At 51.7% G+C, this 26,968-nt stretch carries 27 protein-coding genes and 5 pseudogenes; 14 read left to right on the forward strand and 18 right to left on the reverse strand.

Annotated elements, in window-relative coordinates; translation table 11 throughout:
- Nucleotides 1-59: 59 nt before the first annotated feature.
- Nucleotides 60-1,221, reverse strand: a pseudogene (locus CS369_RS11160) (methionine aminotransferase).
- Between the two features lie 358 nt (nt 1,222-1,579).
- On the opposite strand from CS369_RS11160, the gene CS369_RS11165 reads away from it, so the two are divergent.
- Complete coding sequence (locus tag CS369_RS11165; RefSeq protein WP_244664955.1) at nt 1,580-2,476, forward strand: LysR substrate-binding domain-containing protein; 897 nt, start codon at nt 1,580-1,582, stop codon at nt 2,474-2,476.
- 27 nt (nt 2,477-2,503) lie between these two features.
- On the opposite strand, the pseudogene CS369_RS11170 reads toward CS369_RS11165, so the two are convergent.
- A pseudogene (locus CS369_RS11170) lies at nt 2,504-3,390 on the reverse strand (LysR substrate-binding domain-containing protein).
- 155 nt (nt 3,391-3,545) lie between these two features.
- Between CS369_RS11170 and CS369_RS11175 the strand changes: the two are divergent.
- The 5 genes and pseudogenes from CS369_RS11175 to gap all read left to right on the forward strand — a co-directional run bounded on the left by CS369_RS11175 (nt 3,546) and on the right by gap (nt 8,018).
- Nucleotides 3,546-4,385: an MBL fold metallo-hydrolase gene (locus tag CS369_RS11175; RefSeq protein WP_196907141.1), complete on the forward strand. Its 840-nt coding sequence runs from the start codon at nt 3,546-3,548 to the stop codon at nt 4,383-4,385.
- 181 nt (nt 4,386-4,566) lie between these two features.
- Nucleotides 4,567-5,133: a hypothetical protein gene (locus CS369_RS11180; RefSeq protein WP_244664946.1), complete on the forward strand. Its 567-nt coding sequence runs from the start codon at nt 4,567-4,569 to the stop codon at nt 5,131-5,133.
- A 140-nt stretch (nt 5,134-5,273) separates the two neighbouring features.
- Nucleotides 5,274-5,846: a GNAT family N-acetyltransferase gene (locus CS369_RS11185; RefSeq protein ID WP_196907142.1), complete on the forward strand. Its 573-nt coding sequence runs from the start codon at nt 5,274-5,276 to the stop codon at nt 5,844-5,846.
- A 102-nt stretch (nt 5,847-5,948) separates the two neighbouring features.
- Nucleotides 5,949-6,926: pseudogene (locus tag CS369_RS11190) on the forward strand (GlxA family transcriptional regulator).
- Nucleotides 6,927-7,004: 78 nt separating this feature from the next.
- Entirely contained in the window at nt 7,005-8,018 is a 1,014-nt protein-coding gene (gene gap, locus CS369_RS11195; RefSeq protein WP_196907143.1) for a type I glyceraldehyde-3-phosphate dehydrogenase, read from the forward strand.
- A 34-nt stretch (nt 8,019-8,052) separates the two neighbouring features.
- Here gap and CS369_RS11200 read toward each other — a convergent pair whose 3' ends face one another.
- Nucleotides 8,053-8,346: a hypothetical protein gene (locus CS369_RS11200; RefSeq protein WP_196907144.1), complete on the reverse strand. Its 294-nt coding sequence runs from the start codon at nt 8,344-8,346 to the stop codon at nt 8,053-8,055.
- Nucleotides 8,347-8,486: 140 nt separating this feature from the next.
- Here CS369_RS11200 and CS369_RS11205 point away from each other — a divergent pair, with 140 nt between their 5' ends.
- The 3 genes and pseudogenes from CS369_RS11205 (at nt 8,487) to blc (ending at nt 11,138) form a co-directional block, all read left to right on the forward strand.
- On the forward strand, nt 8,487-9,197 hold the full coding sequence (locus CS369_RS11205; RefSeq protein ID WP_196907145.1) for a response regulator transcription factor: 711 nt from the start codon (nt 8,487-8,489) through the stop codon (nt 9,195-9,197).
- A 188-nt stretch (nt 9,198-9,385) separates the two neighbouring features.
- Nucleotides 9,386-10,438 (forward strand): HAMP domain-containing sensor histidine kinase, encoded by a 1,053-nt coding sequence (locus CS369_RS11210; RefSeq protein ID WP_244664947.1) that lies wholly within the window; start codon nt 9,386-9,388, stop codon nt 10,436-10,438.
- A gap of 178 nt (nt 10,439-10,616) precedes the next feature.
- A pseudogene (gene blc / locus CS369_RS11215) lies at nt 10,617-11,138 on the forward strand (outer membrane lipoprotein Blc).
- Nucleotides 11,139-11,235: 97 nt separating this feature from the next.
- Here blc and CS369_RS11220 read toward each other — a convergent pair.
- Both CS369_RS11220 and CS369_RS11225 read right to left on the reverse strand, forming a co-directional pair.
- Nucleotides 11,236-13,132, reverse strand: a pseudogene (locus CS369_RS11220) (methyl-accepting chemotaxis protein).
- 235 nt (nt 13,133-13,367) lie between these two features.
- On the reverse strand, nt 13,368-13,811 hold the full coding sequence (locus CS369_RS11225; protein ID WP_196907146.1) for an acetyltransferase: 444 nt from the start codon (nt 13,809-13,811) through the stop codon (nt 13,368-13,370).
- A gap of 264 nt (nt 13,812-14,075) precedes the next feature.
- Here CS369_RS11225 and hisC point away from each other — a divergent pair, with 264 nt between their 5' ends.
- Together hisC and CS369_RS11235 are read left to right on the forward strand one after the other, a co-directional pair.
- Nucleotides 14,076-15,155, forward strand: a complete 1,080-nt coding sequence (gene hisC, locus CS369_RS11230; RefSeq protein WP_196907147.1) for a histidinol-phosphate transaminase — start codon at nt 14,076-14,078, stop codon at nt 15,153-15,155.
- Nucleotides 15,156-15,166: 11 nt separating this feature from the next.
- Nucleotides 15,167-15,592, forward strand: coding sequence for a GNAT family N-acetyltransferase (locus tag CS369_RS11235; RefSeq protein WP_196907148.1), 426 nt, complete (start codon nt 15,167-15,169; stop codon nt 15,590-15,592).
- Nucleotides 15,593-15,774: 182 nt separating this feature from the next.
- On the opposite strand, the gene CS369_RS11240 is transcribed toward CS369_RS11235, so the two are convergent.
- Entirely contained in the window at nt 15,775-16,203 is a 429-nt protein-coding gene (locus CS369_RS11240) for a hypothetical protein (protein WP_196907149.1), read from the reverse strand.
- Between the two features lie 31 nt (nt 16,204-16,234).
- Complete coding sequence (locus CS369_RS11245; protein ID WP_196907150.1) at nt 16,235-17,071, reverse strand: MFS transporter; 837 nt, start codon at nt 17,069-17,071, stop codon at nt 16,235-16,237.
- Between the two features lie 208 nt (nt 17,072-17,279).
- Between CS369_RS11245 and CS369_RS11250 the strand changes: the two genes are divergently transcribed.
- From CS369_RS11250 to CS369_RS11260, 3 genes are all read left to right on the forward strand, one after another.
- On the forward strand, nt 17,280-18,362 hold the full coding sequence (locus CS369_RS11250) for an AraC family transcriptional regulator (RefSeq protein ID WP_196907151.1): 1,083 nt from the start codon (nt 17,280-17,282) through the stop codon (nt 18,360-18,362).
- A 28-nt stretch (nt 18,363-18,390) separates the two neighbouring features.
- Nucleotides 18,391-19,455, forward strand: a complete 1,065-nt coding sequence (locus CS369_RS11255; RefSeq protein WP_196907152.1) for a glutathione S-transferase — start codon at nt 18,391-18,393, stop codon at nt 19,453-19,455.
- A gap of 75 nt (nt 19,456-19,530) precedes the next feature.
- Nucleotides 19,531-20,295 (forward strand): HNH endonuclease, encoded by a 765-nt coding sequence (locus tag CS369_RS11260; protein ID WP_196907153.1) that lies wholly within the window; start codon nt 19,531-19,533, stop codon nt 20,293-20,295.
- A 54-nt stretch (nt 20,296-20,349) separates the two neighbouring features.
- On the opposite strand, the gene CS369_RS11265 is transcribed toward CS369_RS11260, so the two are convergent.
- The 11 genes from CS369_RS11265 to CS369_RS11315 all read right to left on the reverse strand — a co-directional run bounded on the left by CS369_RS11265 (nt 20,350) and on the right by CS369_RS11315 (nt 26,967).
- Nucleotides 20,350-21,108, reverse strand: a complete 759-nt coding sequence (locus CS369_RS11265; RefSeq protein WP_196907154.1) for an amino acid ABC transporter ATP-binding protein — start codon at nt 21,106-21,108, stop codon at nt 20,350-20,352.
- Nucleotides 21,095-21,838 carry an amino acid ABC transporter permease gene (locus tag CS369_RS11270; protein ID WP_196907155.1) on the reverse strand — a complete coding sequence of 248 codons (744 nt, stop codon included), beginning with the start codon at nt 21,836-21,838 and terminating at the stop codon, nt 21,095-21,097. The genes CS369_RS11265 and CS369_RS11270 overlap by 14 nt, the downstream gene beginning before the upstream one ends.
- A gap of 17 nt (nt 21,839-21,855) precedes the next feature.
- Entirely contained in the window at nt 21,856-22,686 is an 831-nt protein-coding gene (locus tag CS369_RS11275; RefSeq protein WP_196907156.1) for a transporter substrate-binding domain-containing protein, read from the reverse strand.
- 108 nt (nt 22,687-22,794) lie between these two features.
- On the reverse strand, nt 22,795-23,463 hold the full coding sequence (locus CS369_RS11280) for a glutathione S-transferase C-terminal domain-containing protein (protein ID WP_196907157.1): 669 nt from the start codon (nt 23,461-23,463) through the stop codon (nt 22,795-22,797).
- 30 nt (nt 23,464-23,493) lie between these two features.
- Complete coding sequence (locus tag CS369_RS11285; RefSeq protein ID WP_196907158.1) at nt 23,494-23,715, reverse strand: hypothetical protein; 222 nt, start codon at nt 23,713-23,715, stop codon at nt 23,494-23,496.
- A 182-nt stretch (nt 23,716-23,897) separates the two neighbouring features.
- On the reverse strand, nt 23,898-24,545 hold the full coding sequence (locus CS369_RS11290) for an autotransporter domain-containing protein (RefSeq protein WP_196907186.1): 648 nt from the start codon (nt 24,543-24,545) through the stop codon (nt 23,898-23,900).
- On the reverse strand, nt 24,464-24,685 hold the full coding sequence (locus CS369_RS11295; RefSeq protein ID WP_196907159.1) for a hypothetical protein: 222 nt from the start codon (nt 24,683-24,685) through the stop codon (nt 24,464-24,466). The genes CS369_RS11290 and CS369_RS11295 overlap by 82 nt, the downstream gene beginning before the upstream one ends.
- Nucleotides 24,670-25,239: an EAL domain-containing protein gene (locus tag CS369_RS11300; RefSeq protein WP_196907160.1), complete on the reverse strand. Its 570-nt coding sequence runs from the start codon at nt 25,237-25,239 to the stop codon at nt 24,670-24,672. The genes CS369_RS11295 and CS369_RS11300 overlap by 16 nt, the downstream gene beginning before the upstream one ends.
- Nucleotides 25,176-26,078: a bifunctional diguanylate cyclase/phosphodiesterase gene (locus CS369_RS11305; protein ID WP_196907161.1), complete on the reverse strand. Its 903-nt coding sequence runs from the start codon at nt 26,076-26,078 to the stop codon at nt 25,176-25,178. Before CS369_RS11305 ends, CS369_RS11300 begins: the two co-directional genes overlap by 64 nt.
- A 1-nt stretch (nt 26,079) precedes the next feature.
- Nucleotides 26,080-26,826 carry a PAS domain S-box protein gene (locus CS369_RS11310; protein WP_307833691.1) on the reverse strand — a complete coding sequence of 249 codons (747 nt, stop codon included), beginning with the start codon at nt 26,824-26,826 and terminating at the stop codon, nt 26,080-26,082.
- The gene (locus CS369_RS11315; RefSeq protein ID WP_196907163.1) at nt 26,827-26,967 is read right to left on the reverse strand and encodes a hypothetical protein; all 141 of its coding nucleotides are present in this window, start codon (nt 26,965-26,967) and stop codon (nt 26,827-26,829) included.
- Nucleotide 26,968 lies beyond the last annotated feature (1 nt).

Here is a 26,968-nt window from a genome sequence, read left to right on the forward strand (position 1 = left end):
ACAGCTATCAACATCACATCATGCATGCATCAAATACACATCGCGCACAACCGCGTTTATCACCAGCGCTCCGCTGCCTGACACAGCGCTTTCGCCCCTGCCAGCAACGTTGCGTCATCTTTCGAGAACGACAGTCGAATCAGTTTGTTGTCGGTTCCGTCGGTGTAAAACGCTGACAGCGGAATGGTCGCTACCCCGTGCTCAACAATCAGTCGTTTTACCATGTCGCTGTCACTTTCATCGCTAAAGTTGGCAAAGCTTGCCAACATGAAGAACGAACCGGCGGAGGGCAATAATTCAAATAGGCCGTTCTGCAAGGCGCTCGCCAGGAGATCGCGTTTGTGTTGATAGAACGTTCCGAGCGATATGTAGGTTGCCGGGTCAGCCATATACTCCGCAAAGGCGTATTGCATCGGCGTGTCGGCGGAAAACATCATAAACTGGTGGACTTTGAGGATCTTGTCCATCAATGCGGCGGGAGCCAGGCAGTAACCGACGCGCCAGCCAGTGGCATGAAACGTTTTACCGAACGATGAGACGATCAGCCAGTTCATTGTGAGTTGCCATGCTGTGATGGCGCTGGCCGTCAAACACCACGTGTTCGTAGACTTCGTCAGAGAGGATCACGATATCGGTGTTGTGTGTCAGTCGCGCCAATTGAGTCAGGTCGTCAGCGCCTAGCACCTGGCCGCTCGGATTATGCGGCGAGTTGAGGATGACCATGCGGGTACGCGGCGTGATGGCAGCCTGCACTTCATCCCAATTGATGGTGAAACTCGGTACGGCGAGTTTCAGCGCCACGGGTGTTGCGCCTTGCAATCGGACGATGGGTGCATAGCTATCAAATGACGGCTCAAAATAAATCACCTCGTCACCGGGATGGACTAGCGCGGAAATGGCCGAATACAACCCTTCGCTGGCACTGGCGGTAATAGTAACCTCCCGCCCGGCGTCATAGTGCTGGCCGTACAGTCGTTTGACTTTCTCCGCGACGACCTCTTTGAGCGATACCAGTCCGGACATCGGCGCGTACTGGTTATGGCCCAAACTCATGGCACGCGTTACCCCGGCGATCAGTTCGGGAGAACATGGAAAACTGGGCACCCCCTGAGAAAGGTTGATCGCGTGGTGCTGGCTGGATAACTGGCCGATAACAGTAAAAATCGTCGTGCCCACATCCGGTAATTTAGAACTGAACTGCACCGGGGTTTGAATAGACATGGCGTCTCCGTTAAATGCCATAGCAGACCTGCTCGTGTACGAGCGGTACGATAATGAAGCCTTGCCTGCTAAAGTTTATTGGCTTTAGATGAATAATTATTCATGCATTAAACGTTTCTGCGGGTGGTACTACAATCGAATTGTTGTCATAATAGCCATGAAAAAAACGCATGGCTCGCGTTCGCGTTTTATAGCAATGCAAGCAATAAAATAATGTAACGAGTGCTGCGATGTACCGCTAAACCGGGACAACCGAGGCCATTTCCTTCGGTAAATCCGGCTTAGCGCCGCGCTGCTTTTTCTGCATAGTTATGTAATCGATTTTCTTATGGGTGTCTGACGGAGAGTGTGCATGACCATAAATAATCGCATCCCGCCGCTGAATGCATTGCACGCTTTTGTGGTGACGGCGCGTCACCTCAATTTCACCCGGGCTGCGGAGGAACTTTTCGTCACGCAAGGGGCCGTCAGTCGGCAGGTCGCATCGCTGGAACCCTGGTTGGGCTTCTCGTTGTTTCAACGCCATGCCCGTGGTTTACGGTTAACGTCGCAAGGCAGTCAGTTGTTACCGGAAGTTCGCGAGGTATTTGAGCAACTGTTTCGGGTGACAAACCCGGTGAAAGAGGGTCGTTCAATTCGCATGAAAGCACCGACCTGCGCCATGCGCTGGTTGGTAGCTCATCTGATGATGCTGGAACAGCGGCGGCCGGATATCCATGTCTCGCTAACGACCACCACAGAACATGGCATAGATTTTCGTCATGAAGATTTTGATGTCGCGGTGGTATTCGCACCGGATGGCGCACCGCGGCACTATTACAGCAAATTGTTCGACGAAGTACTATCGCCGGTACTGGCACCGCATCTGTTGCTTGCCGGGCAGACAACCTTGTTGCCGGAACAACTGGCGCGTCTGACACAGTTGCATCCCACCCATGACCAACGTGATTGGAAACTGTGGCTAAAGACACATCGCATTGACGAACAGGTCATGTGCCGCAATCAACAGTTCTACACCATGGACTTAGCCATCAGTGCTGCGATTCAGAGCTTTGGCATCGAGATGGCGGATGTGACGTTGGTGGCAGAAGATATCCGCCGGCAGCGGCTGGTGATGCCGTTTAGCGAAACGGTGAAAATCGGTGCGGCTTATTATCTGGTGCATCGCCCTGGGCTGGGAGGTCGTGTGCAGTCAGAATGGTTAACGGATTTTCTTGCCACCTTTACCGATTGCCTGACGGCTGATGCGACCTGAGTAAATCAAACCAAATAGTCTCACGACTCAACCACGATCAGCTTCGTCCAGGATCCATCGAGCAAAGGCTTGTATTGGCTCACCGCTCAATTCAATAGATGCGGGAAGAATAAGGCAGAAAGTTTTGGAAATGGTTTTTCCATCTGGCCAGGGAGCAACCAACTGGCCTTGTGCAAGTTCTTTTTCAACGTAAAGGCGCGGGACTAGAGCAACGCCGAGACCAGCCAATGCAGCTTCGATCAACATCGCATGCAGGTCGTAGCGCGCACCACTCGCAGGATTGGTCAGTGGGATTGCAGTCTCCTGAGCATAACGTTGCCATGCATCGGAATTCTGTCGTCGGTGTAGGCGCGGTAAACTGTCCAGCGTAACTGTCCCACGGCTTTTTTCTACAAGGTCTGGGCGACACACCGGAACCAAGGTCTCATTCAACAGGCGTGCGTATGCATTCCCGTCCAAGCGGCATGTTCGAAATGGATGGCCGCATCGAATCCGCTTCCAAGCAGAACAAAGGGTTCCATCCGTTCGGCAAGGTGCACGGTAATGTTCGGGTGTTTCTGCTGAAATAGTTCCAAGCGAGGAATAAGCCATCTCATCCCAAATGTCGGGATGGTGGCAATATCCAAACTTGCGCTGTCGTGAGGCTGCCACATCAGATACAGACTATCCCGATCCAATCGTTCGAGCACTTCACGAACTTGCCCCGCGTAGCGCTCCCCGTTGGGGAGGAGTCTGACGCGATTTCCGATTCGCTCGAACAACCTAACGCCAAGGAATGTTTCTAAGCGGCCGATCTGACGGCTTATAGCGCCTTCAGTGAGAGACAATTCGTCTGCCGCACGAGCGAAACTGCCATGACGAGCAGCAGTCTCGAATGCCATTAGTGAAGTGTTGCTAGGGAGCTTCCGACGCATGAGTGTTCCTGGTTTGTGCCTGCATGACGACTTATCTTGATCTTTTGTCACTGAATTATACCAAAAATTCGATTTATAAGCTATTTTTAGGTCTCTATCATGACCAAACATCAACATAAGAAGCCTGGGCACGTAAGTCGGGCAAGAATATAATTATGAATGAAATAACACTCCCATGTCAGCAGATTGGCGACTTCTCGATTACAGCCATCAGTGATGGATACCTTTCTGCAAACCTTGATTTACTCTCAAATATAAATTCAATACCTGCATCCGAGTTACAGAAAAACGCAGGGGCTCACGACCCATCGTCTATTCACATTAATTGCTACTTGATTCGTGGTCGTGGTCATACGATCCTGATTGATGCTGGCGCAGGAGGCGTTAAGCAATGGGGAGGCACACTGCAAGCGAATCTTGCACTTACAGGCGTGCAGCCTTCCGACATTGACACGATTCTTCTGACTCATGCTCATCCTGATCATATCGGGGGGTTGATTAACTCGCTCGGGGAAGCGGCATTCCCCAATGCAGAGTTAGCCGTCCATCAGAATGAAGTTGCTTTTTGGCAGGACGATGGCAATCTCAGCAGAGCGAGTGCGCATGCTCGGGGAAACTTTCTCCTTGCCAAGAAGGTGTTCGATAAGTATCGGAAAAGGCTGCGCAGATTTACCAATAACGACATCCTTCCCGGAATTAGTGCTGTTCCTCTACTGGGACATACTGCTGGTCATTCTGGCTATCGGATTGAATCCAGAGATCGTAGTCTACTGATTTGGGGAGATATTGTTCATTTTCCTCTCATTCAGATTTCCCACCCCGCCGTATCAATTGCCTTCGACCAAGATCCGATACTTTCAGCCGACACGCGCTCGAAACTTTTGGATACTGTCAGTTCGGACAAGCTCCTTATTGCTGGCATGCACCTTGGCGAACTCGGATTTGCCCATATTGAGCGAACGGGTAATACCTATAATATTTCCTACGAAACTTGAGGGGGGAACGATGGCATGACACTCTGCCCTAAGAAAATAGGCTGCCACTGCGGTTGATAGCATTATTCAACCACGACGGGGGGAGCCGCGAAGATAGCGTAGTTCCCTATAGCTCCCCCCGTACCCCATCCGTATATATATAGCAACGCAGTCAAAAATGAGCAGTACGACATGCTAAATAATGGCGTATCTCGCTAAAATCAAATTAAAAATCTTCGACATAATGCCGCGCTTTAAACAGGTTCGTTATACACAGGTGAGCGCACTCGGTAAGGTCAATGTGCAATTAGATGCGCAACCAGATGGCTATGTGCGCAAACTGGAAGATTATGGTATCTGGAAGGTGCAGCGCTTAACGCTGGCGAAGCAACTACAACTGAAGTTTGTCATGTCCATCAGTAGTGAAACGACACAGCTTGACCAGTTGCAGACTGATTTGCGTTTCCCGCTGGTAGCGGGTCAACATTATAAGGCGCAATGGAACGGTATTGATTCCAACAAAAAAGTACCTGCTTCAGGGGCGTTGCGTTGTGAGGTCACAGCAGAAGGAAATGCGGATAGCCTTGCGCCTGAGTTTAGTGGGAAATATCTTTTAGTTGAGTATCAGCAAACCCATAAAGGTCAGCCAATAAGCAGTAGCAAATCGGCCTGGCTGAAAGATCTAAACGTGTTTGTACCAGTTGCCGAGCAGCTTAATGATAAGCCTGAGAGTTCGGTGAAGTTGGAAAATGTCAGCGTAATACGTTAAAACGCAAGCAGGTTCATCGCGTTATGAGGGTGAACCTGTTAACTATTGCGTCTGCACGTCATCGTGGACAAAGGGTATGTCGCCTCCTCAGCACGAGAAGGCGTAGAATAAGAAACGCTCGTTTTTTCGGAGAAACACGTATGGCGATGAGCCAAGGGAACGTCACCATTAGATCTGCGGGATTGGCTGATATTCAACAAGTGAAAGCGCTGCTTGAACGCTATCACGCAAAAAATCTCATTTCCGATCAATGCGATAACGGCTTCGTGACGACGGACATGACAGTTGAGCAACTTGACACGCTGCGCCACGCTGAAAACGGTGTCACCATTGCCGTTGATGAGAGTAACAACCGCGTGGTGGGGTTGCTTCTCGGGGCATCTTGGGCGTTCCTTCAACCCTGGCCAATGTTTGACTATATGGCCAGCATTCTGAATGAGTATACCTTTAACGATCATAAACTTGATCCGGCACACTCCTATCAATACGGCCCGGTTTGTATTGCCGAAGAGTACCGGGGGCGAGGGATCGGTGAATTACTTTTAGCCCATCAACGACAGGTTTTTGCTATACATTACCCTGTTGTGGTCACTTTTGTGAATGTGCTGAACCCACGATCTTATGCGTTTCACTCCCGAAACCATTTTGAGGATGTCGGCTTTTTTAATTTCAATGGCAATAAATATCATATGATGGCATTGCCTACCTGTTAGCGTTATCGCGCGCGTTACATCTTGCGATGTCAGAGCCATGTCTAAATGTAGCAAGGGTTATTGCTCTGTTGACTTATTTTGCAAAAAGTATATTTTTCGGACATGAAGAAGATCCTGATTATCGTTCCCGATGGCGGCATGCTGTTTGAGTCTGCCGGTATCGCTGACATCCTGATGCAAGCGAACCAACTGTATACTGACGGGTTGGTGCGCCCTCGTTATCACATCAATATTGCCACCACACAGCCGCATCAGGTGATCCACGGTCAATCCGGGCTGAATCTGCTTGCGGATCACCGTTTGCATGAGCTCGATCCCCGAGAGCCGCTCGACACCATACTGATGGGCCGTGGTCAAAATGAGCAGGAAGGCACTGCCGTGGTGGATTGGCTGCGCCTTGCTGCTCCACATGCGCGCCGTGTTGCATCGATTTGTGGCGGTGCGATGCTGCTTGCTCAGAGCGGCTTGTTGAATGGAAGGCAGGCGACCACCCACTGGAAACTGCTGGAAACCATGCAAGCAACCTTCCCTGAGGTAAAGGTCGAAGCCGGTCCGCTGTATATACAGGATGGCCCTATCTGTACCTCTGGCGGTGTCAGCTCTGGTTTTGATCTGACGCTGGTGCTGGTTGAGGAGGATTACGGCTTCAGTCTTGCCCGCGATGTCGCGCAGGATTTGGTGATGTATCTGCATCGTCGTGGCAGTCAATTACAGTTTAGCCGTTACAACTTGCGCCAAACCGGCAATGCAGGCCCGATCGGCGATTTGCAGATGTGAATACTCGATAATATTACTGCGGATCTCTGCGTCGAAGCATTGGCAGAAAAAGTCGCTATGAGTCCGCGTAATTTTACCCGCGTATTTACCCGTGAAACCGGAGTTTCCCCGGCGCGCTACGTGTCAGAAGCGCGCCTTGCCGCCGCACGACAACATCTGGAACAAACCACCGATACGCTGGAGCACATTGCCACCAATACGGGGTTTGGCAGCAGCATTAACCTACGCCGTATTTTTGAAAAACAGCTGCAATTAACCCCCGGGGAATATCGCCAGCGCTTCCACTGTCGCAAAATGGCGTAATGTGATTCTTTTTTGTCATTTACGCCAAAAGCCCTATGACCTAAAGTCACTCCAGAGACAACCACTAAGGAGTTCATCATGGTCAAGGTCGGTATCAATGGTTTCGGCAGAATCGGGCGCAACGTACTGCGTGCTGCGTTGGGCAACCCAGACATCCAAATTGTGGCAATCAACGATTTGACGGACAGTAAAACGCTGGCCCACCTGCTGAAATACGACTCTCTGCTGGGCACACTCTCAGCCCCCGTTGAAGCAGCCCATGGGCGACTTAGCGTTAATGGTAACCCTATCACCGTGTTCAGCGAGCGCGATCCTGCACGCATTCCCTGGCGTGATGCTGAGGTAGATATCGTGATCGAAGCGACGGTTTTTTTCACCGAACGCGAAAAAGCGGCTGTGCATATTCATAGCAGCAGAGCCAAGCACGTCATCATCTCTGCGCCGGGCAAGAATGACGATTTGACGGTGTTCATGGGCGTGAACCATGGTTTATACGATCCGCAAAAGCACTATGTCGTCAGCAATGGGAGTTGCACCACCAACGGTCTGGCACCGGCTGCACAGGTTCTGCACCAACATTTTGGTATTAAACATGGCTTGATGAATACCACTCAAGCCTACACCAACAGCCAGGCATTGCACGATCAGCCGGAAAAGGATCTGCGTGGCGCGCGCGCCGCCGCGTTATCGATTGTGCCCTACTCCAGTGGCGCGGCCAAAGCGCTAGGGAAAGTGATCCCTGAACTGGATGGAAGGCTGACCGGCTATTCCCTGCGCGTACCGGTGCCTGTGGTATCAATCGTTGATCTCACGGTGCCCCTTGAGCGCGAGGTAACTGTAGAGGAAGTCAACGATGCGTTTCGTGAAGCAGCTGCTTCCGGCCCGTTGCAAGGTATTCTCGGCTATAGCGACGAACCGTTGGTCTCAAGCGATTACCAGGGCGATCCACGTTCGTCCATTATTGACGGACTCTCGACGCTGGTTATCAGCGGCAATATGGTCAAAATCCTCGCCTGGTACGACAATGAATGGGGATTTTCAAACCGTTTTGTCGATTTAGCGCTGATGATAAGCCAACGCGAACCCGCATAAATGCAGTTACTGAACACCCGGTTAAACTGGGTGTTCAGCGCCTCGTAAACACGACCACGCCCTGTGCTACAAATCGGCAATACCGCTCTCGTCTGAGCACCTGCGGCTGCACTTGGGGACGTTTGGCATCCTCATCCAGTGCGCGCAATAGACGTGATGTGGTGCGTTTCAGGCCGTGTTTCACATAGCCGATAATATTGCGCATAATGGTAAAAGGCCGTGTGGTTTCTTTGGTTTGCAGGCTGTTGATCTCCACGTTGGACTCTGGCGTTTGCCACTGCACAACCAATCCAATGGCGGTAAAGAACAGCCCGACTGCCCAGGTCAACGATAGCAGAGTGAATCACTTGGATATCTGACAGTTATACACGCGCAATTCCCCATCAATGAAAGGTCTGTGCAGTATCAAAAAGTGCGTGTCAGGAAGTTGTTAAAATGCCGTTTATCTTTTAAGGATGTCGATGACCTATGACGCGCCTGCTTATCATTGAAGACAATCCTGAGTTGGTGGCCAATCTGTACGATTTTTTCGAACCACTGGGTTATGTGTTGGACGATGCACGTGACGGCGTCACAGGTCTGCGTATGGCTACGCAGCATGATTATGACGCCATTTTGTTGGATCTGATGCTGCCGCGATTGGACGGTATGACGCTATGCAGCAAACTCCGGGTGGAATTTCAGAATCCCGTGCCGGTGCTGATGCTGACCGCACGCGATCCCGTAGAAGAGCGTGTGCAAGGCCTGGCGCTGGGTGCCGACGATTATCTGGTCAAACCCTTTTCGCTCAAGGAACTCGACGCCCGCATCAAGGCGCTGGTGCGCCGTGCCCAAGGCCGACAGGTGCAAGGCAAGCTAGCATGGGAAGACCTGCTGGTAGACACCCGCTCACCGCAGGCATGGCGGCAGGGCCAGACCATCAACCTGACACCCACCACGCACAAATTGCTGCTGTGTCTGATCAGAGCTGCACCTGACGTGGTAAAAAAACAACAGATGGAATACCTGCTGTGGGGCGACGAACCGCCTGAAAGTGGTGCGTTGCGCACACACATTCATGACCTGCGCCAGCGAATTGACAAAAACTTCACATCTGCTCTGATAGAAACGGTGCATGGTGTCGGTTTACGTCTCCATACGCCCGGGGAGGTTGCGCCGGAATTATCACACAGCGAGTAGACCCAGAATCATGAAATCCCTTTATCAGCAAATGACGCTCAAGACACGCATTACGATTTCATTTGTACTGCTAATGGTAGCCGTCATGGGATTTGTGGTTATCGCGGAGCAACTTGATTATGATGAAGTAAGATCGTATGTCATCGCGAAAAGTCTGCACGACGAGGTGCCTCGGCTAGAAAGCGCTATTGTCAAAGGCATTTCTCCCCCTGCCTGAAGGCAGCCAGTTTTACGATGTGCAGACCGTATCCGATGCTCTGCGGCATTACGCCCCAGGTTACCACCGCCTGGAAAAACCCGATCATTGGTATCTGCTGGTATTTACACTCAACGATCAACGCTACTACCTGTTACAGGATGGCAACTACTACAGATTTCTAGAATTCCTGATTGACGGCTTCGCACCGTTGGTGATTCTGTTGTGTATTCTGTGCGCGTTCTGGATTGGAAGATTGACGTCGGCGCGCGTTACCATGCCCATTACTCGCCTGGCCGACGTGGTACAACGCAAGCAGAAGCCTTTGCCGTTTCAGGATGCGAGTGACGAAATTGGCGTGCTGGCGCGCGCGTTTGCACAGCACAGTGATGAACTGAAGCAGTTTCTGCACCGTGAGCGATGCTTTGTCAGCGATACCAGCCATGAATTGCGCACTACGCTGGCTATCATTGGCGGTGCGGCGGAAACTATCGTGCACCAATTGCCTGCCGACAGCCACTTGATACCCAGCACTGAACGCATCGTACGCACCACGCAGGAAATGCAACGCCAACTGACCTGCCTGCTGCTGCTCTCACGCGATCCGCACACGTTAGCTCGCGCGGACATGCCGCTGCGTCCGTTGATCGAGGAATCTATTACACGCTGCCAGCCTTGGCTGGCAAAAAAACCGGTGACGCTGATTCTGGAGGCACCGCAAACGCCTCACATACATACCAACGCAGAACTGGCGCGCAGTATTATCTGGAACTTGCTGCGCAATGCCTGTCAGTATAAGGAGCAAGGTGAAGTGCGGATTACGCTGCATGACACAACGCTTATCGTTTCTGACACCGGCCCGGGTCTGCCGCTCAGCATCGATCCGCAGCAATTTAAGCGTTTTCTGCACAGTGCGCAGCAACGTGGCGAAGGACTTGGCTTATCCATTGTGCAACGCATTGTGGAGCATCTGGGCTGGCACATGCAGGTCGATAGCTCAGAAAAAGGCTGTCGCTTTACGCTGGAAATGCGTCGTCCAGAATGACGTATTTCTCCAAGGCAAAAATTATTTTTCAGATCAGTGAGTTTAATGTCGAAATACCACTGCATTTTCCTCTTTTTCCTGCATGGCTAAGCGGCGTACACAGTAAAAACAGCATATCCCCTCTATACTTGCTCACTCCCTCAAAAACACGCAAGAAGTACGCATGAAAATTTGACCAATCCTTACTGGTGTCGCACTGTCACTGGCGCTGGTCGCCTGCCAGTCGCCCTCGCCCCCCAAAGGCGTAAATCCTGTTGCTGATTTTGACGCTGAACGTTATCTGGGGAAATGGTATGAAATAGCGCGTTTGGAAAACCGTTTTGAGCGAGGTCTGGAACAGGTGACGGCAACCTATGGAAAGCGCAGTGACGGGGGACTGATCGTGCTGAATCAAGGCTATGATCCGCTAAAGAAACAGTGAAAATCGAGCGAAGGCAAAGCCTATTTCACCGGTAAAGCCACAACAGCGGCGCTCAAGGTTTCCTTCTTTGGTCCTTTCTATGGAGGATATAACGTGATCGCGCTGGATGACGATTACCAGTACGCCTTGGTAAGTGGACCAAACCGCGATTATTTATGGTTACTGTCGCGCACACCAGAGCTCCCGGCTGAGGTAAAACAGCGCTATTTGTCTATAGCGAAAACCCTCGGCTTTGCGGTGGATAATCTGGTTTGGGTCAACCAGCAGCCACGCGGGTAGCACGATCGGTAGTGCCTCAGCGAAGAGCAAGGGAACCATTTTTGTGACGTTGTCACCAGTCTCAAGGTGGTTCCCTATCGTCCTCATTGGTCAGCAGCTACAAGGTAAAGCGCGACACCACCTGTTCCAATTGAACAGATTGATCCTCCATGGACTGCGCCGCTGCAGCAACCTGCTCGACCAATGCCGCATTTTGCTGCGTGGTATTGTCCAACTGGTTGATGGCAAAGTTGATTTGATCGATACCCTTACTTTGCTCTTCGTTGTCTGAACTTATTTCAGCGATAACACCGGTTACACTGTTCACGCCGCTCATCAACTCTTCCATGGTTGAACCGGCCTGCCGCACCAGGTTACTGCCCTGTTCAATATTGGTGACCGACTCTTCGATCAGTGCTTTAATTTCCTGCGCTGAGGTTGCACTCCGTTGCGCCAATGAACGCACTTCTCCCGCTACCACGGCGAAACCACGTCCGTGCTCACCCGCTCGTGCCGCCTCGACGGTGGCATTCAGAGCCAGAATATTGGTCTGGAAGGCGATGCCATCGATCATGCTAATGATCTCGACAATCTTGTTGGATGACGCGTTTATCTTGGTCATGGTGGAGACCACGTCATTCACCACTGATGCGCCTTTGTGCGCGATACCGGACTCATCTTCCGCGAGTTTACTGGCGTGACGCGCGTTGTCGGCCGTTTGCCGTATCGTTCCCCCCAGTTCTTCCACGGACGCTGCGGTTTCGACAATCGATGATGATTGTTCCTCGGTACGCGAAGAGAAATCGGCGTTACCACTGGCAATCTGACGCGACGCCGAGGACATCGCCAACGCGCTTTGCCCCACCTGCTGCATCAACTCTTGCAGATAGGCGATGAAATCATTAAAGCTCTGCACGACCGCATTAAATTCAGGATTTTTACTGGCTGGCAGCCGTTGGGTTAAATCAGCGCCACCGCTGGAGAGCGCCTGAATATTATGCTGTAACAGCGTTAAGTTTTTCATGAAAATACGGAAGAAACTGACCAGAACAATCAGCAACAGAAAGCACAGTGCTCCCTGCACCACGGTGAGTTTTGTCAGTATGCTGCTGGTGTGGCGTGACAAATGGCTGGAGGGGATATCCGCAACCAAATACCACGGGCTGCCAGCAATCGGCTGAACCAGCAGTGTATGCTCTCCATCATCCCCGTCGTAGATGCCATCGATAGCTGCGTTATCGGCACGCGATAACAACGCCTGCAACGGTGACGCCACCGGGGTCTTCAGATCCTTAAGATTGAGCAACGCCGCGCTGCCCTGATCCGGTTGACCGTTGCCAACCACTTTCCCATCCGCTTCCACAATCAGTACGTTACCTTCAACGGCGGTACTCATTTCATTGGCGAGCTTGTTGAAGAAGCCTAAGGTGACATCGATGGTGGCAACGCCCCAGGGTTTGCCGTCGCGGATTATCTCCATGGCACAGTTGGTACGCGGTTGCGGGCTGGCGGCATCCTGATAGGCTTTGGCCCATGCGCACTGGCCCTGGGCCATATTCATCCCCTCTTTATACCAGGGTTGCTCCCAATATTTTTCGGAACCAGGCTGGTTCCACACCGTATTGACGTGCAGTTGGCCTGCCGCATCGCGCGCAAAAAAAGTGCTGAAGCGATCGCGCTCCGCATCACGCACGCCCGGCAATGGCAAAATCCCGCCACCAAACACGTTCAAATCATTGTATTGGTTAACCAGATTGGGAAGCAGCGTATCAATCTGCTCGCTGCTTAATACACTCACCAGTTCAGTGATGGTTTTCTGCTGCGCCTGCACCCGATTCATCTGTTCCGTGAATCGCTCGCGCCTGGCGATCAACAGTAAGGCCGATCAGATTACTTTCATTTTCAATCAACTGGGGATAAACAAATTGGCGGATAACAACAAACGTGAGAATGAGTAATAATCCAAAAAAGCCGATAAGAAATAGGCTGAAGCGCGCCTGCGTGGTTTTTAAAATGCCATTTTTGCACATGCTATACGTCCATATATTTTATAGGGGATACGTTATTTTTAACGATGTCAGCAGGGATTTCTTTAGCAGGACAGCAGCAATTTTCAACGCGAGTCACAGAACGGAATTGTCAGTGTAAAATACTGATATTGTTATATTATTGATTTTCCAGGCAATTCCTGAACCGTCATCTCTATCGACACCCCATATCTCTCTCGTGGTAGAAAAACGAGAGACTGAATCAGGGCGGCGACAGATACCGCAAATGCAGCAATGGATAAGCCCGCCCTTGCCCGTCTAGGGCAGAGCGCCCGGTGCGCACAAAACCCAGGCGTTGATAGAAAGCCAACGCCTGGACATTTTGTTCATTCACATCGGTAGTCAGTTGTGGATAGTGCGCCAACGCAACGCCGATCAGCGCACGGCCAATGCATTTGCTATGGTAATCAGCGTCCACAAAAAGCGCTTCCAAATGCCCCTGATGTAAATACATAAAACCGACAATGTTACCACTCAACTCCACCGCCAGGGTGAGTGCCACCTGAGGAAAAAAGGTGCGCAACTCTGCCTCGATCTCCACAAGATGTTCTGGTGCAACAAAAAAGTGGGTTGCCTCTACCGCGTTACGCCATATAGCCATAATGTGGGCCGTATCAGCGACCGTAGAAGATCGTAACTGAACCATGGGTTAACTCGACTCAATAAAAGGATACGTATCTCATAACAGATTACCACAGGACGGCGTGGACTCACCGCCGCTGTTTCAGCAGGAATAGCGTTCTGCCCTAAGCGGGAAACGTGCGCGATGCTTTATGCGCTATTCATTCTTATTTATGTTTTTTTTGTTTATGGCCTGACACCAAATGTCCTGTTTATTGCCCCGGTTCCTCTGCCAACATGAAAGACACCCTCTATGGTCATAGTAAACATCTGGCAGGAACCCCTAATCATGCACTATCGTCCGGTTTTAGACACACTTCGCCGTTTTGACCCGCCGCAAGCGTTGCAAGACGCGAAAGGCCCGTTAATCAATCTGGCACTTAATGAAAACAGCCTTGGCTATTCCCCGTTGGTTGCGCAGGCTCTTGGCACAGCGCTGACATCCGCCTCGCGCTATCCCTCCACCTTCTGCGATGCACTGCGAGAAAAGCTGGCTCGACATCACGATATTGACCCGCAGCGTCTGGTGTTTGGCAGCGGTATTTTTGAGATACTGTCGCTGATAAGCACAGTATTCGTTAGTGATGACGATGAAGTGGTGATCCCGACCCCCTCCTTCGGCTGGTATAACCTGACCACGCGGTTGAATGGCGGCACTGTGGTTGCCGTGCCTTTATCCGAACACGCCATTGACCTTAGTGCAGTGTTGGAGGCTATCACGCCGCAAACGCGGTTGATCTGGCTGTGCAACCCGCACAACCCGATAGGAACTATGGTTGCCACGGGAGCATTACAGGCGTATCTCGCTAACCTCCCTGCCGACATTCCCGTCGTGCTCGACGAAGCGTACCGTGAATATGCCGTGACAGCGTATGTACCTGATGGTATTGCGCTGGCGCGCCAGTATGCCAATCTGATTGTGCTGCGTACGTTTTCCAAAGCCTACGATTTGGCGGGTTTGCGTATTGGTTATGCGGTTGCCAGCGCCGAAACGGCCAGTCTGTTGCATAAAGTCAAAGTCCCCCCCAATGTGAACCATCTGGCCCAAATTGCCGCCAGCGCCGCACTGGACGATGACGATTTTCTGGCTCGTTCTGTCACACTGGTACGCGATGGATTGGCCGATTACTATGCCTGCTGTGAGGCGCTGGGATTCGACTATATTCCGAGTTTCGCCAATTTTCTGATGATCAACCTTGAACGTGATGGCGATGAGGTCGCGGAAGTGTTTCTCGACGCAGGCATCGTGCTGCGCTCAGGCTGGGAAGTGGGCCTTCCTTCGTGGATTCGCGTGACGATCGGCAATGCCGATGAGAACCAGCGGGTATTTGCAATACTGCATCAACTGGCCGCGCAACGTACAGCATGACAGGAAACAATATGGAAATAATCAGAGTGGCAGAACCCTGGCAGATCGCTGCCGTGCACTACCTTCGCATTCAAGTGGCGTTAAGTCTGGATATTGCTATTTCCGGTGAGATCGACGAAAAACCGGGGGATAACTGCGACTATCTGCTGATCATGGACGGTGGAATACCCGTGGCTACTGGCCGCCTGCGTCATTATCACGGACAGGCAAAATTCGAGCTGATCAGCGTTGCAGTTGGCTATCAGGGCAAAGGCATAGGCAGCCTGCTGATCCGCGAGATGGAAGCCTGGGCGGCAGATCTGGGGTTTACCCAGGTACTTATCACCAGCAAGTGGGACGTGCGACAGTTTTATCTGCAACTGGGCTATAAGACCGAAGGTGACATCATCGAGGGTGGGCTGTTTTCATTGATTCGCGTGACCAAAACGTTGAATTGATGACTCCCGAACCACAGAGGCCTCTACTCCCACCGTCATTCCCGCGAAGGCGAGAATCTCTTTCCGAAGAAACGCGTTTATTCTCACAGAGATCCCCGGCTTTCGCCGAGGATGACGAGAGGTACAGTGACTCAGTGATCAATTTCAGGGCACCTCCGGTGCCCTTTTAACTTTTCCCTCACTTATGCCGTCGTGGTACCTGATTGCGATCGCGCCAGCCACAGGGCAAGCACCAGCCATACCGCCCCCGCACTGGCATACGCCACGGGCGCAACATACATTGCTACGCCCAGGGTATAGCGATCGGACAACTGACCAACCAGCTTCGGGCCAATCACACCGGCAAGACCGGACGTTAGCACGATAGAATAGGCCATGGCGCTGTTACGCAACTGCGGCGGCACTGTCTCAAGAATCAGCGTAGTTAAGATTCCCGCGCTAAAGCCAAAGGCAGCGATCCCTGCCGCAATCCCCGCCTGTGCATGTGACAACGCCGGGCTGCTATAGGCTAACGAAAACGCCAGCGCCGCGAGCAGTGAGGTGCTGGCTAAAAACAGCGGAAACCCCCCAGCGATACTGACGCAATAACAGGCTGGAAAAATAACCGCCAATCAACCCCATTCGCAACGTATACAGCAACACCTACGCCAAAAAGCCTGAAGCCTGCGGATTGGTGAGCGCAAAAACACGATGCAAATAAGCCAGTATCCAGATTTGCACTGACATGGCGATAAAAAACAGCAGCAAAGCAACCGTATGCAACACGTAGGCCGGATACCGAAACACCGCCAGGCTGTCCCGTATCCCGGTTTTCTCGGTTGTTCTGTTCCCCAGCTGTACGCCATCCATTGCGCCAATGGTCGGTTCTTTCACGCGCAGCAACAGCAGCACCAGCACAATACCCGGCAAACCTGCGACAAAGAACGCCGTGCGCCAGCCATACTCACTGGCCAGCAGGCTACCCAACGCAAGCGCGGCAGCAGTGCCAATTTTATTTCTCAACATGTATAACGAAAATACCACGTTGCGCCAGCGCGGACGGTAAAGATCGGCTAACCAGCCCGGCGCTACCGTGTTATAGGCTGCCTCACTGAAACCGGTAAGTACGCGCCAAAACAGCAAGCCGATAAATCCGGTGACGAGCCCCGTCGACAACGAGGCCACACTCCACACCGTTGCGCCAATCAACAACACCGTTTTACGGCTGAACCGGTTTGCCAGCGTGCCCATGATAGGTGCACCAATGATACCGGCCAGGGTGAACTTGGAAGAGAAACGCCCCATTTGCTCATCGCTAAAACCAAACTCGGCTTTGATGGGCGTCAGCAGGGAGGAAATAATGGCTGAATCCAGGACGCACACCACGCCCAACATCCAGATGAACGCCAGCGACAGATGGCTGTTTTGCTGCCAGCCAGACGCCGCAGGCAACGCCTGATAATACGAGTCACTCAGTAATTCTTTTTGCGATACCGCCATGGCAATGCCCCTCACCAATAATATTTCCAATAACCTATCGGTCGTTATCGCTATTGTTTAATAACAGGCACTGACGGCAAAAGGACAATCCGTGCCACAGATAGATAAAAACAGACTTTCGTTAGCTGTTTTATTGCATTGCTATTGAGGGGTTATCCTGATTACATTTTTAGTCATGATGACATCACCACAAAGCACCAGGTGAAAAATGGAATCGCAACGCGTGGATACGCTGTCCTTGAACAGCAGAAACCTTGTCCCGGCACACCAACAGTTAGGGACGAATGACCGGTTTTTTACTTTATTTCAAATATCAGGTTTACTACTCTCTTCAGCCAGTAAATCTATTTTAACTGATACATTACAACAGCAATGCAATATTGACCCAACCCGCCGAAATTGGTCATCCACCACTATTTCCTATCAGGAACTGCGTTATATTTTTGAACGTCTGTGGTTGGGGAAAAATAAAGACCGAAGTGCATGTTTATTCAATCATGCGGCGCAGATTAATTACACCAGTTTTGGTGCGATCAGCCTGGCAGCAATGACACTGAACAACGGTGAAGAGAGTATTCGTTTTTGCGCCAAACATTTCCAAACGCCGTGGAGTGCGGTGCCAGAATCCAATCGATCTGGGGGCCTCAGCCTGCTGCACATTCCCAGATTTTACGACCCAGAGCTGCGCGCGACGCTTGAACATTTTCACTTTGTGAACTGCTTTGCAGTGTCCCGTTCCCACACGCCGGGCATTCCTATTGCTGACAGCGTGCGCTTTACGCGCTCCTGTGGCATTGCTAAATCCACGCTTGAGCATTATTTCGGCTGCCCGGTGTTCTTTGATGAAGGCATCGCACAGATCGATTTCTCGCTCCAGTGGCTAAACCGCCCCATTCTTGCACTGAACAGTACCTTGCGTACACAGGCTGAACGGCTGGCGTCCACAGTAGTGGATCGCCTCAGGGACAAACACAGCCTGCTTGAGTTTTTGCAGGCGCACCTGGACACCATTCATTCTGCCGACGACATGGCACGACAGCTTAGCATCAGCCGCCGCACGCTGGCCCGCGTCCTCGATCAGCAAGGTGCCAGCTACTCCATTTTGTCGCGTGAAGTGCGTCTCACCGAAGCTCGTCGCCTGCTGCGCAGCGGTGTGACCACACCGAATATCGCCGAGCGCTTAGGGTTCTCGGACGAACGCAGCTTCCGACGCGCCTTTAAATCCTGGTGCGGCAGCAGTCCATCCGACTACCGCAGTGGTCAGGAACAGTTTTTACATTCATTGAAATGATCGCCAGTTACCCTGATTAGGAGTTGTTATGTCTACCGTGCTATACCCAGAAAAAACCGTCGAGCAAACCGATGATGGCGGGTTTCGTCGCCAAAGTAACGCTTTCACCACCCGTTTCGGCCCTGGTAGTCATCAACTGCCGGTCGAAGCGGGTCGCTATCGTCTGATCGTCAGCGCAGGCTGCGGCTGGTCACGACGCGTTCTTATTTTACGTCGCTTGTTGGGACTGGAAGCGGCGATTTCCGTGGGATACGTATCCCATCGCGACAGTGACGGCTGGCTGTTTGCCGGACAGCCCGGTGGCGTTGATGCAGTGCTCGGCGTGAAAAGACTCAACGATCTCTACCGCCGCACCATCCCTGATTACACCGGACGCGGCACCGTACCCACTCTTGTCGATTTGAAAACCGGGAAAGTGGTTAACAACGACTACCATACCCTGCCCTACTATCTCGAAACGGCGTGGGCAACTTTGCACAGCGCAACCGCACCGGATCTTTACCCCACCGCGTTGCGTCCCGCCATCGATCTGCTTAACCAGCAGATTTTTGACGATGTCAACAATGGCCCGTACAAGATCCTGTTTGCCAACTCTCTGCTGGCCGCGCGGATAGCCAAAAATATCTTTGAAGCGCGGCTCGCCGATTACGACCACCGTTTGACGACCCGGCGCTACCTGTTTGGGGCACAGATTACCGATTCCGACGTCCGTTTATTCCAAACCTTACTGTCGTATGACAGGGGATACTGCCCCAGCCTGCCTCCCGAGTTAGGCACCGCGTTCGCCATCAGCGATTTCCCGCACCTGTGGGCCTATGCGCGCGATTTGTTTGCCACGCCGGGCTTTGCCGATGATGCAGATAAGATCGCCACCGGTTTATTGCCACAGGCCGACGGCACCTACCGCTACGGCTTCGGCACCGAACGCATCGCAAGCGTTACCGACGATGCGGCCCTGCTGCGCTGGCAAGTGCCTCACCAGCGCGATGCATTGGCCGGTTCACCGTTGGCCTCGGGACCCGGCGGTGCGGGCACGGAGCGCTATTGGTCTTGGCTTGAGAGAACGGCCACGGTGAATTCAACAAACGTATAGGTATGCAATGGCCGCCAAGCCTGGCATAGTAAACGTTACAGATAACATGTTGAATTACTTGCCGAGAAATCGCTTATGGCGGCCATAAATCGCTGGACGCGGGAACAGCTACTGGTGGCTTTTACGCTCTACAGTCAGATCCCTTTTGGAAAATTGCATGCGCTCAATCCTGATATTATCCATTATGCCGGTTTGATTGGCCGCACACCGTCGGAACTGGCCATGAAGCTGGTGAACATTGCCAGTCTGGACCCTTTTATTATCGAATCTGGACGTCGCGGTCTGACAGGCACATCGAAAGCGGATCGTGAATTATGGCAGGAGATGGATCTGGATAGTGATGCTTTCGAGCAACAATGCCAATCTGCAATGGCCACGCTGGAAAAACCGCTGACGTCGTTGCAAGAGACTCCCGCAGCAGATTTCAGCGGCAAAGAAAGAACCACCATCATCAAAGCGCGTGTCGGGCAGCAACTGTTTCGCAAACGGGTGTTAGACGCCTACGAAAACCGTTGTTGTTTAACCGGTCTGGAAGAACCGATGCGACTGGTCGCCAGTCACATCCGTCCCTGGAATAATGCCGCTGAACATCGCCTTAATCCGAGTAACGGTCTGTGCCTTTCCAGCTTGCATGATAAAGCCTTCGATCGCGGATTGATCACCTTTAACGAGCATCTTGAACTGGTGCTTTCACCCCGCATCAAGCAGCTAAAAAGTGCAGTAAGTGAAGACAGTTTCGCAAAATACGAAGGACACGCGCTCAGGCTGCCCATCGCTTTCCCGCCCGATGTCAGCCAACTCGCGTATCACCGCCAGCATATCTTTATCGCTACGCACTAAGTCCGTGAGACGCGCTCTCCAACATAGGTTGTCAGGGCGCGTGATGTGTGTTGCTTAAATCTGGTATTCAGGCTCTAGCCGTCGGTAGTAGCGGGCCAGAAAGGCTTTGGTACGCTCGTGTTTCGGGTTATCAAATACCTGCTGTGCGCTGCTATCCTCAATGATTTTTCCCTTTTCCAAAAAAAGCACCCGGTTGGCAACCTGACGCACAAAATCCATCTCGTGGGACACAATGATCATGGTATTGCCCTCCAGCGCCGCCTGTTTAATCACATCCAGCACCTCCGTCACCAATTCGGGGTCCAGAGCCGATGTCCGTTCATCAAGCAACAGAATTTGCGGCTCCATGGCCAATGCGCGCGCTATCCCTACCCGCTGCTGCTGCCCACCGGATAGGTGGCGTGGGTAATAATCAGCACGTTCAGCCAGCCCAACCTTTTTTAATTGGGCCATAGCCATCTTCTTTGCTTTGTCTTTCGGGTATTTTTTGACGATGGTTAAGCCTTCCATTACATTCTCCAGCGCCGTTTTTTGCTGAAACAGGCTGAATTGCTGAAACACCATCGCTGTGCTCTGCCGCAGATGCACCAGTTCACGACGCGATAACGTCGCAAGATTGAAAACCTCGCCAGCGATGGCCACTTCACCTTGTTCTGGCTGTTCAAGGCGATTGATACAGCGCAGCAATGTTGATTTCCCTGCGCCTGAAGAACCAATAATCGCCATCACGTCCCCTTTCTCCAGGTGGAACGAGATATCATTCAGGATGGTGTCGTTCTGAAAGATTTTCGATAAATGTTTAATGTCTATCATTTGCTATCACACTCTTATTTACCTGTGGCTGATCAGGTATCCGAATTCGGGCTTCAATCACTTTAATCAGCGCCTCAATAATAATGGTGAGTGCCCAGTAAATCAGCGCCAGAGAGACATACACTTCGAAATAGCGATAGTTGCTGCTCGCCAGGATCTTGCCGCGCGCGGTTAATTCAATCACCGAACAGACAAATGCCAATGAAGTGCCCTTCAATAAACCAATCAAGGCATTGCCTAACGTGGGCAGTGCCACCACAAAGGCTTCGGGGATCGTCACGCGCCTTAACACCTGAAGAGGCGTCATGCCCAACGATTGGGCAGCTTCGATCTGCTTTTTATCCACCGATAATAGCGCCGCCCGAATACTTTCTGAGTTATACGCCGCTTCATTGAGCGAAAAGGCCAATAGCACAAACAGCAGCGAGGGAATATCATTAACGTTGTAATCGATCTGGTTGTAATAATTATAATGTTTTAACAGAATAGGTATGCCGTAATAGGTCAGGTAGAGCTGGACGATCAGTGGCGTTCCACGAATAAAAGAGACAAACACGCCTGCCCCGGAATTAAGCAACCAGACGCGTTTGATTCTGATTATTGCAATCACAAACCCCAGAATAACACCGGCGATCATCGAAAACGCGGTGATCAACAGCGTTACCGGTAAATACTCCAGCAACGCCGGGATCTGCGTAAAAACCAATTTTATGTCAAAAATAGTAGGCATTCAGCGCAGACCTTATTTTATTTTGGTGCGTAGTCGCCGTGGAAATATTTCTGACTGATCGCGGTTATCGTACCATCTGCAATCAATTTTTGTAATTGCGCATTGATGTCGTTCGCCAGGATCTCTCCCTTCGCGCCTTTGGCGACCAGGAAATAGCTGTAAGGTGCACCGATAAGCCCGCTTTCTTCTTTGCTAAGCGGTATCACCTTCAGTTTCAACTGATACTCTGCTATGTACTGTTCCAACATCGATTTATCAATCAACTGGAAGTCTGCTTTGCCACTCTCCACGTTTTGCAATACGGGTAACAGTTCCGCTTCGGTGTATTTCAGATTGACCGGATTCTCTTTGTGTTGCTGGTTATACTTTTCCAACGCGGTGGTGAAGTTGATTCCCGGATTGACTTCCGTGGATTTCCCCAACAGATCCTTCAGGGAATGAATGCTGTCATTTTTTTCGCTGATGGCAATCACAAACTGATTTTCAAATATCGGCTGGGTAAAAATATATTTTTCTTTGCGCTGTTTGTTTTCAGCAAAGTTATTCGCGCCAACCTGAAAACGATCGGAATCCAGCCAGGCCAGTATTGAGGGAAATTCGGTGGTAGTAAAAGAGACCTTGTATTGCGGCAGATGGCTGAACACCGCTCTGGCAAGATCAATATCATAGCCCACCAGCTGATTATCCTTATCAAAATAGGTAAAGGGCCGCGGGCCGGCCGAGGTGGCGATAACGATATTAACCGGTTTATCCGCCGTAGACGCGTTGACAAGCTCAATGCCATAAAAACCGCCGACAGCCACACCAGCACCCAATAAAAAAAACGATGCAACCGCGTGCTTTGTCATCTGTAAATTCATAGTGATTATCCTGATGGTAAGAAATGTGTTGTTATCTAGGACCCAATCTGATGCGCAATGTTGGTATTACAGCGCGGCCCGCTGATGTGGGAAGTGTCAGAGCGAGACATCAGGCCCTTTTGCCAGAATTTGATAAGGGTTGGCGTTAAAATCACCTAATTGGTAACCCTGTTTGATGGCATGAAAATCGGTGGTGTCGCCAAAACCCGGCGTCTGATAGAGATCGCGAGCATAGCCCCATAAATGAGGAAAATCGATCACGCGATTACGGTTAGTGCGAAAGACGCTGTAGTACGCCACATCAAACCGCGCCAACGTCACGCATAACCTGGCGTCTGAATCCGTAATGCGATCACCAAACAAATAGCGCTGAGTGGCAAGCGGCTGCTCTAAAATATCCAGTCGATTAAATAACGTGTCCCATGCTGCTTCATACGCAAACCCGGCTTTATAAACGTCATTATTGACGTCATGAAAAATAACCGTATTCAGCGCGTCAATCTCTGTGCGTAAATCCTCAGGATAGAGATCGGGGGCATTCGCTTTATGAAATTTTTTAAATGCAACTTCCAAATAATTTGTCAGTTTAAAATAGTCGTTATTTACCACGATGCCCTTTTTTACATCGACCACAGCAGGCACCGTGGCACGCCCGGTATAATTTGCATCACTTTGGGCATAAATTTCTGGCAAATAATGAATGCCCAATACCGGGTCCACGTCCCCCTCATCCAGAGAAAATGCCCATCCACGCGTCGTTCTCACCGGGTGTGCTGTTCCTAGACTGATAACATCTTATAATCCCAGAAGTTTTCTCACAATTACCGCACGGTGCGCCCAGGGGCAAATAGGCGTCCACAGCAGGCGATAACGATCCTTTTCTACCGGAAGTTCACCCGCCTGATCACCGAAAGGTGTGGTGAATCTATTCTGTTGTCTGACAAATGCGCCATTTTGCACAATCTCATGGGTATTTTCTGACGTAGCAATATTACTCACTGTCGCGATAGTCATCATTCAGTCCTTTAGCCAATACCGTGCCGATTCTTATTCTTAAAAAAGAATAAAAGCTTAATTGAAATATTTTTTTGAATTATGCGTGTTACAATAGGCAAAGTTAAATGCGGAAAACGGATATGTTTAGCAAAAAAAACCTGCGACAACCGTTGTTATCGCAGGTAAAGGTTAATGAGGGGTTATTAGAACATACACTGGAGGTCTGAAGTATATTGCGTTTGATAGCCGTCATCATGGGCAAAACGACTGCCCACTTCGGTGTAGACATTCAGGTGTTTTGCCGTCACCCACTGCAACCCCAGCGCGGCACGACCAAAATGCTTATCCGGTGATGTCACTTGCACGCTGCGCGCCCCGCCACCATCGCGCGCATGAACGGTAAAGCGGTCATTTAATCCATCGGCCAGCTCATTAACCCAACTGACTGACGCATAAGGTTGCAGAGAGAATGTGGAATCGAGATCGATATTACCGCGCACACGCCAGCCAAGACGTGCTTCCAGCGAGTTCAGGTTCTGTTTTTCATAGCGAACGGCAGTGCGTAACGATTCCCGGTCATCAAAGCCGTTGATACGATAATGGGTATAATCCATTTCGACCAACGGGCCAGTGCGCCATGCGCCCAATGAGAAATCATAACCGCTCATCAGACGCGTGCTGACAAACAGGGCTTCTGTTTCACCGCTCAGTGTATTATCCAGCAACACCGGCCCACCCACAGACTGAATATGCACATCGCGGCGGGTATCTATTGAAGCGCGCCCGCTTGAAATATCTCCCGCAGCCCACAGCGGTCCACCGTCATGCCACAGGGAAGATCGGCCAACGATTGATGTTGCCGTTTCACACTGTCTTCCATAGCGCGCTGCATATTGGCCGCCGAAATCGCAGAATACAGCCGATCGGTATCAGAGATTTCCAGCAGTAAGCGCGAGATCAGGCGAGAAACGTCGCTCAGGCGCTGTGCCACGCGATCGGGGCGTAATGCATCTCAATTGAGACTGAGCCATCGGCACCACACTGTTTTCGCTCCGTTAACCAACACCCCATCTGTTCGGGAGCCATTGGCTTGGCAAACAGGTAGCCTTGTGCCACCGGATAACCCTGCTCGCGCAGAAAGCGATTTTGCGCATGTGTTTCAATTCCCTCCGCAACCTCGGTCAGGCACAGGCTACTGCCGATCCCCAGAATGGCACGGCTCAACGCCCGCGCGGCTTCATCCGCCTCTAAGTCGGCGACAAAACTGCGATCCAGTTTTAGCTCGGTTACGGGCAAGCGCCGCAGATAGCTGAGGCTGGAATAGCCAGTGCCGAAATCATCCATCGACAGGCGCACCCCCTGCTCACGCACTTCAGCGATGGTTTTCATGGTGTTGGGATTGGTATCGAGCAGAGCGTTTTCGGTGAGTTTTAGGGTTAAATGCTCCGGCGACAACGCATGACTGGCAAGCGTAGAAGCAATCATGTGCGGCAGATCGAGGTTGTGGAAACTGGTGGGCGACAGGTTGACCGAAACCGAGGGCACCGGCAGCCCTTCGTCACGCCAGGCGGCCAGGCGGCCAGTTGGCAGCAGGCTTCGCGCAGCGCCCAGCGGCCCAGATCGGCGATCAATCCGCAATCCTCTGCCAGAGGAATAAAACGCGTAGGCGGAATACTGCCAAGCTCCGGGTGCGTCCAGCGCGCCAGCGCTTCCACACCGTACAGTTTCCCGGTTGCCAGCTCAATTTGTGGCTGGTAGTGCAAGGAGAGCTGATTGAGTTTTAATGGCTGGCGCAGTGCGTTTTCCAACACAAGACGCTCTTGTGCCAGTTGATTCATTTCATTGCTGTAGAAACGAGATTGCCCACGTCCACCACTTTTGGCCTGATAGATCGCCATATCGGCGCGATGCAGCAGCGTATCCAAATCTCGGCCGTCAGCCGGAAACATGGCGATCCCGACGCTGGCGGATATCGACACGCTGGTACCCAGCAGCACCATGGGTTCAGCCAGTATCGACTGAATCTGCTCGACTCTGTCACCCACCTGGCCCACACCGCATCCCGGCAAAATCACCACAAACTCATCACCAGAAAGTCGCCCAGCAATGTCCACCGCCCGCAACTCATGGCGCAAGCGGGCGGCGACCTGTCGCAACAGTTCGTCCCCCGCCGGATGTCCCAGCGAATCGTTAATTTGTTTGAAGCGATCGAGATCGATAAACAAAAATGCCATCTCGTCGTCGTCGCTGGTGGCGGCGGCAATAGCCTGATCGGTGGTGGCTTCGAGCAGGCTGCGGTTGGGCATGCCCGTCAAACTATCATAGAACGCCAATTGCCGCATGCGCTGGCGTTCATGCTCACGCACCAGCGCCAGTGTACACAAATTAGTACAGGCGTCGATTAGGCCCTGATGAAACGTTCTCGCCCTGGTGTTGCGCGGCGTGCGAAAATAGAGGCGCGAAGGTGGCAATAACCTGCCCATGGTTGTTGCGTACCGGCGTAGACCAACAGCCTATGTAACCGAGCGGCAGGATCAACTGACGATAACCGTCCCAGAGCGGATCCGTGGCGATGTCATCCACAATCACCACGTCGTTGCGAAACGCTGCGGTGCCACAGGCCCCGGCTTTTGGCCCTATGGAGCTGCCATCCAGCGCCTGAGAATAGGCATCGGGCATACTGGGCCCTGCCAGCGGATGCAGTTTGCCGTAATTATCCACCTCCAGAATGGTGGCCGCGATATCTGGCGCGATGCGCTCCACTTCGCGGCACATCAGATTAAGCACTTCCGTCAGCGGACGCTCTGCCACCAGCGCTTCCAGCGCCTGATGCTGTAGCACCTCATGCATCTTGGCGCTTGTAATATCGGTCAGCGTCGATACGGTGTACAATAGGCTTCCCTCTGCGTTCATCACCGGATTCGAGATCACTTTTGCCCAATAACGCTGACCGTGTTTTCCGGCCAGAACCTCTTCCCGCTCAAACGACTTGCCAGAGCGCAAAATGGCACGCAACTCCTCCACCATCACACTATCTTGTTGGGGCGAAATCAACGCTATCGGCATTCGCCCTATGGCTTCGTCTGCCGTCCAACCAAACATATGCACGAAACCAACGTTGACATAGATAATCTACCATTGCGCGTCGCTGATCAGCACGGCAGTATCCGTTGCATCAGGCACCAGCGATAAACGCCTCAGCCGTTCATTTTGGTCATGCTCGAGCTGGACTCTGGCGCTGACATTCATGGCAATTTTCAGAATATGCTGCACC

The organism is Candidatus Symbiopectobacterium sp. 'North America' (genome assembly GCF_015762685.1).
Classification (GTDB): domain Bacteria; phylum Pseudomonadota; class Gammaproteobacteria; order Enterobacterales; family Enterobacteriaceae; genus Symbiopectobacterium.

Excerpts from the sequence above, each read along its gene's own strand:
- CS369_RS11175 (WP_196907141.1), top strand. The coding sequence starts at position 3,546 with ATGAATGAAATAACACTCCCATGTCAGCAGATTGGCGACTTCTCGATT.
- CS369_RS11180 (WP_244664946.1), top strand. The coding sequence starts at position 4,567 with ATGGCGTATCTCGCTAAAATCAAATTAAAAATCTTCGACATAATGCCG.
- CS369_RS11185 (WP_196907142.1), top strand. The coding sequence starts at position 5,274 with ATGGCGATGAGCCAAGGGAACGTCACCATTAGATCTGCGGGATTGGCT.
- gap (WP_196907143.1), top strand. The coding sequence starts at position 7,005 with ATGGTCAAGGTCGGTATCAATGGTTTCGGCAGAATCGGGCGCAACGTA.
- CS369_RS11205 (WP_196907145.1), top strand. The coding sequence starts at position 8,487 with ATGACGCGCCTGCTTATCATTGAAGACAATCCTGAGTTGGTGGCCAAT.
- CS369_RS11225 (WP_196907146.1), bottom strand. The coding sequence starts at position 13,811 with ATGGTTCAGTTACGATCTTCTACGGTCGCTGATACGGCCCACATTATG.
- hisC (WP_196907147.1), top strand. The coding sequence starts at position 14,076 with ATGCACTATCGTCCGGTTTTAGACACACTTCGCCGTTTTGACCCGCCG.
- CS369_RS11235 (WP_196907148.1), top strand. The coding sequence starts at position 15,167 with ATGGAAATAATCAGAGTGGCAGAACCCTGGCAGATCGCTGCCGTGCAC.
- CS369_RS11245 (WP_196907150.1), bottom strand. The coding sequence starts at position 17,071 with ATGGCGGTATCGCAAAAAGAATTACTGAGTGACTCGTATTATCAGGCG.
- CS369_RS11250 (WP_196907151.1), top strand. The coding sequence starts at position 17,280 with ATGGAATCGCAACGCGTGGATACGCTGTCCTTGAACAGCAGAAACCTT.
- CS369_RS11255 (WP_196907152.1), top strand. The coding sequence starts at position 18,391 with ATGTCTACCGTGCTATACCCAGAAAAAACCGTCGAGCAAACCGATGAT.
- CS369_RS11260 (WP_196907153.1), top strand. The coding sequence starts at position 19,531 with ATGGCGGCCATAAATCGCTGGACGCGGGAACAGCTACTGGTGGCTTTT.
- CS369_RS11265 (WP_196907154.1), bottom strand. The coding sequence starts at position 21,108 with ATGATAGACATTAAACATTTATCGAAAATCTTTCAGAACGACACCATC.
- CS369_RS11270 (WP_196907155.1), bottom strand. The coding sequence starts at position 21,838 with ATGCCTACTATTTTTGACATAAAATTGGTTTTTACGCAGATCCCGGCG.
- CS369_RS11275 (WP_196907156.1), bottom strand. The coding sequence starts at position 22,686 with ATGACAAAGCACGCGGTTGCATCGTTTTTTTTATTGGGTGCTGGTGTG.
- CS369_RS11285 (WP_196907158.1), bottom strand. The coding sequence starts at position 23,715 with ATGATGACTATCGCGACAGTGAGTAATATTGCTACGTCAGAAAATACC.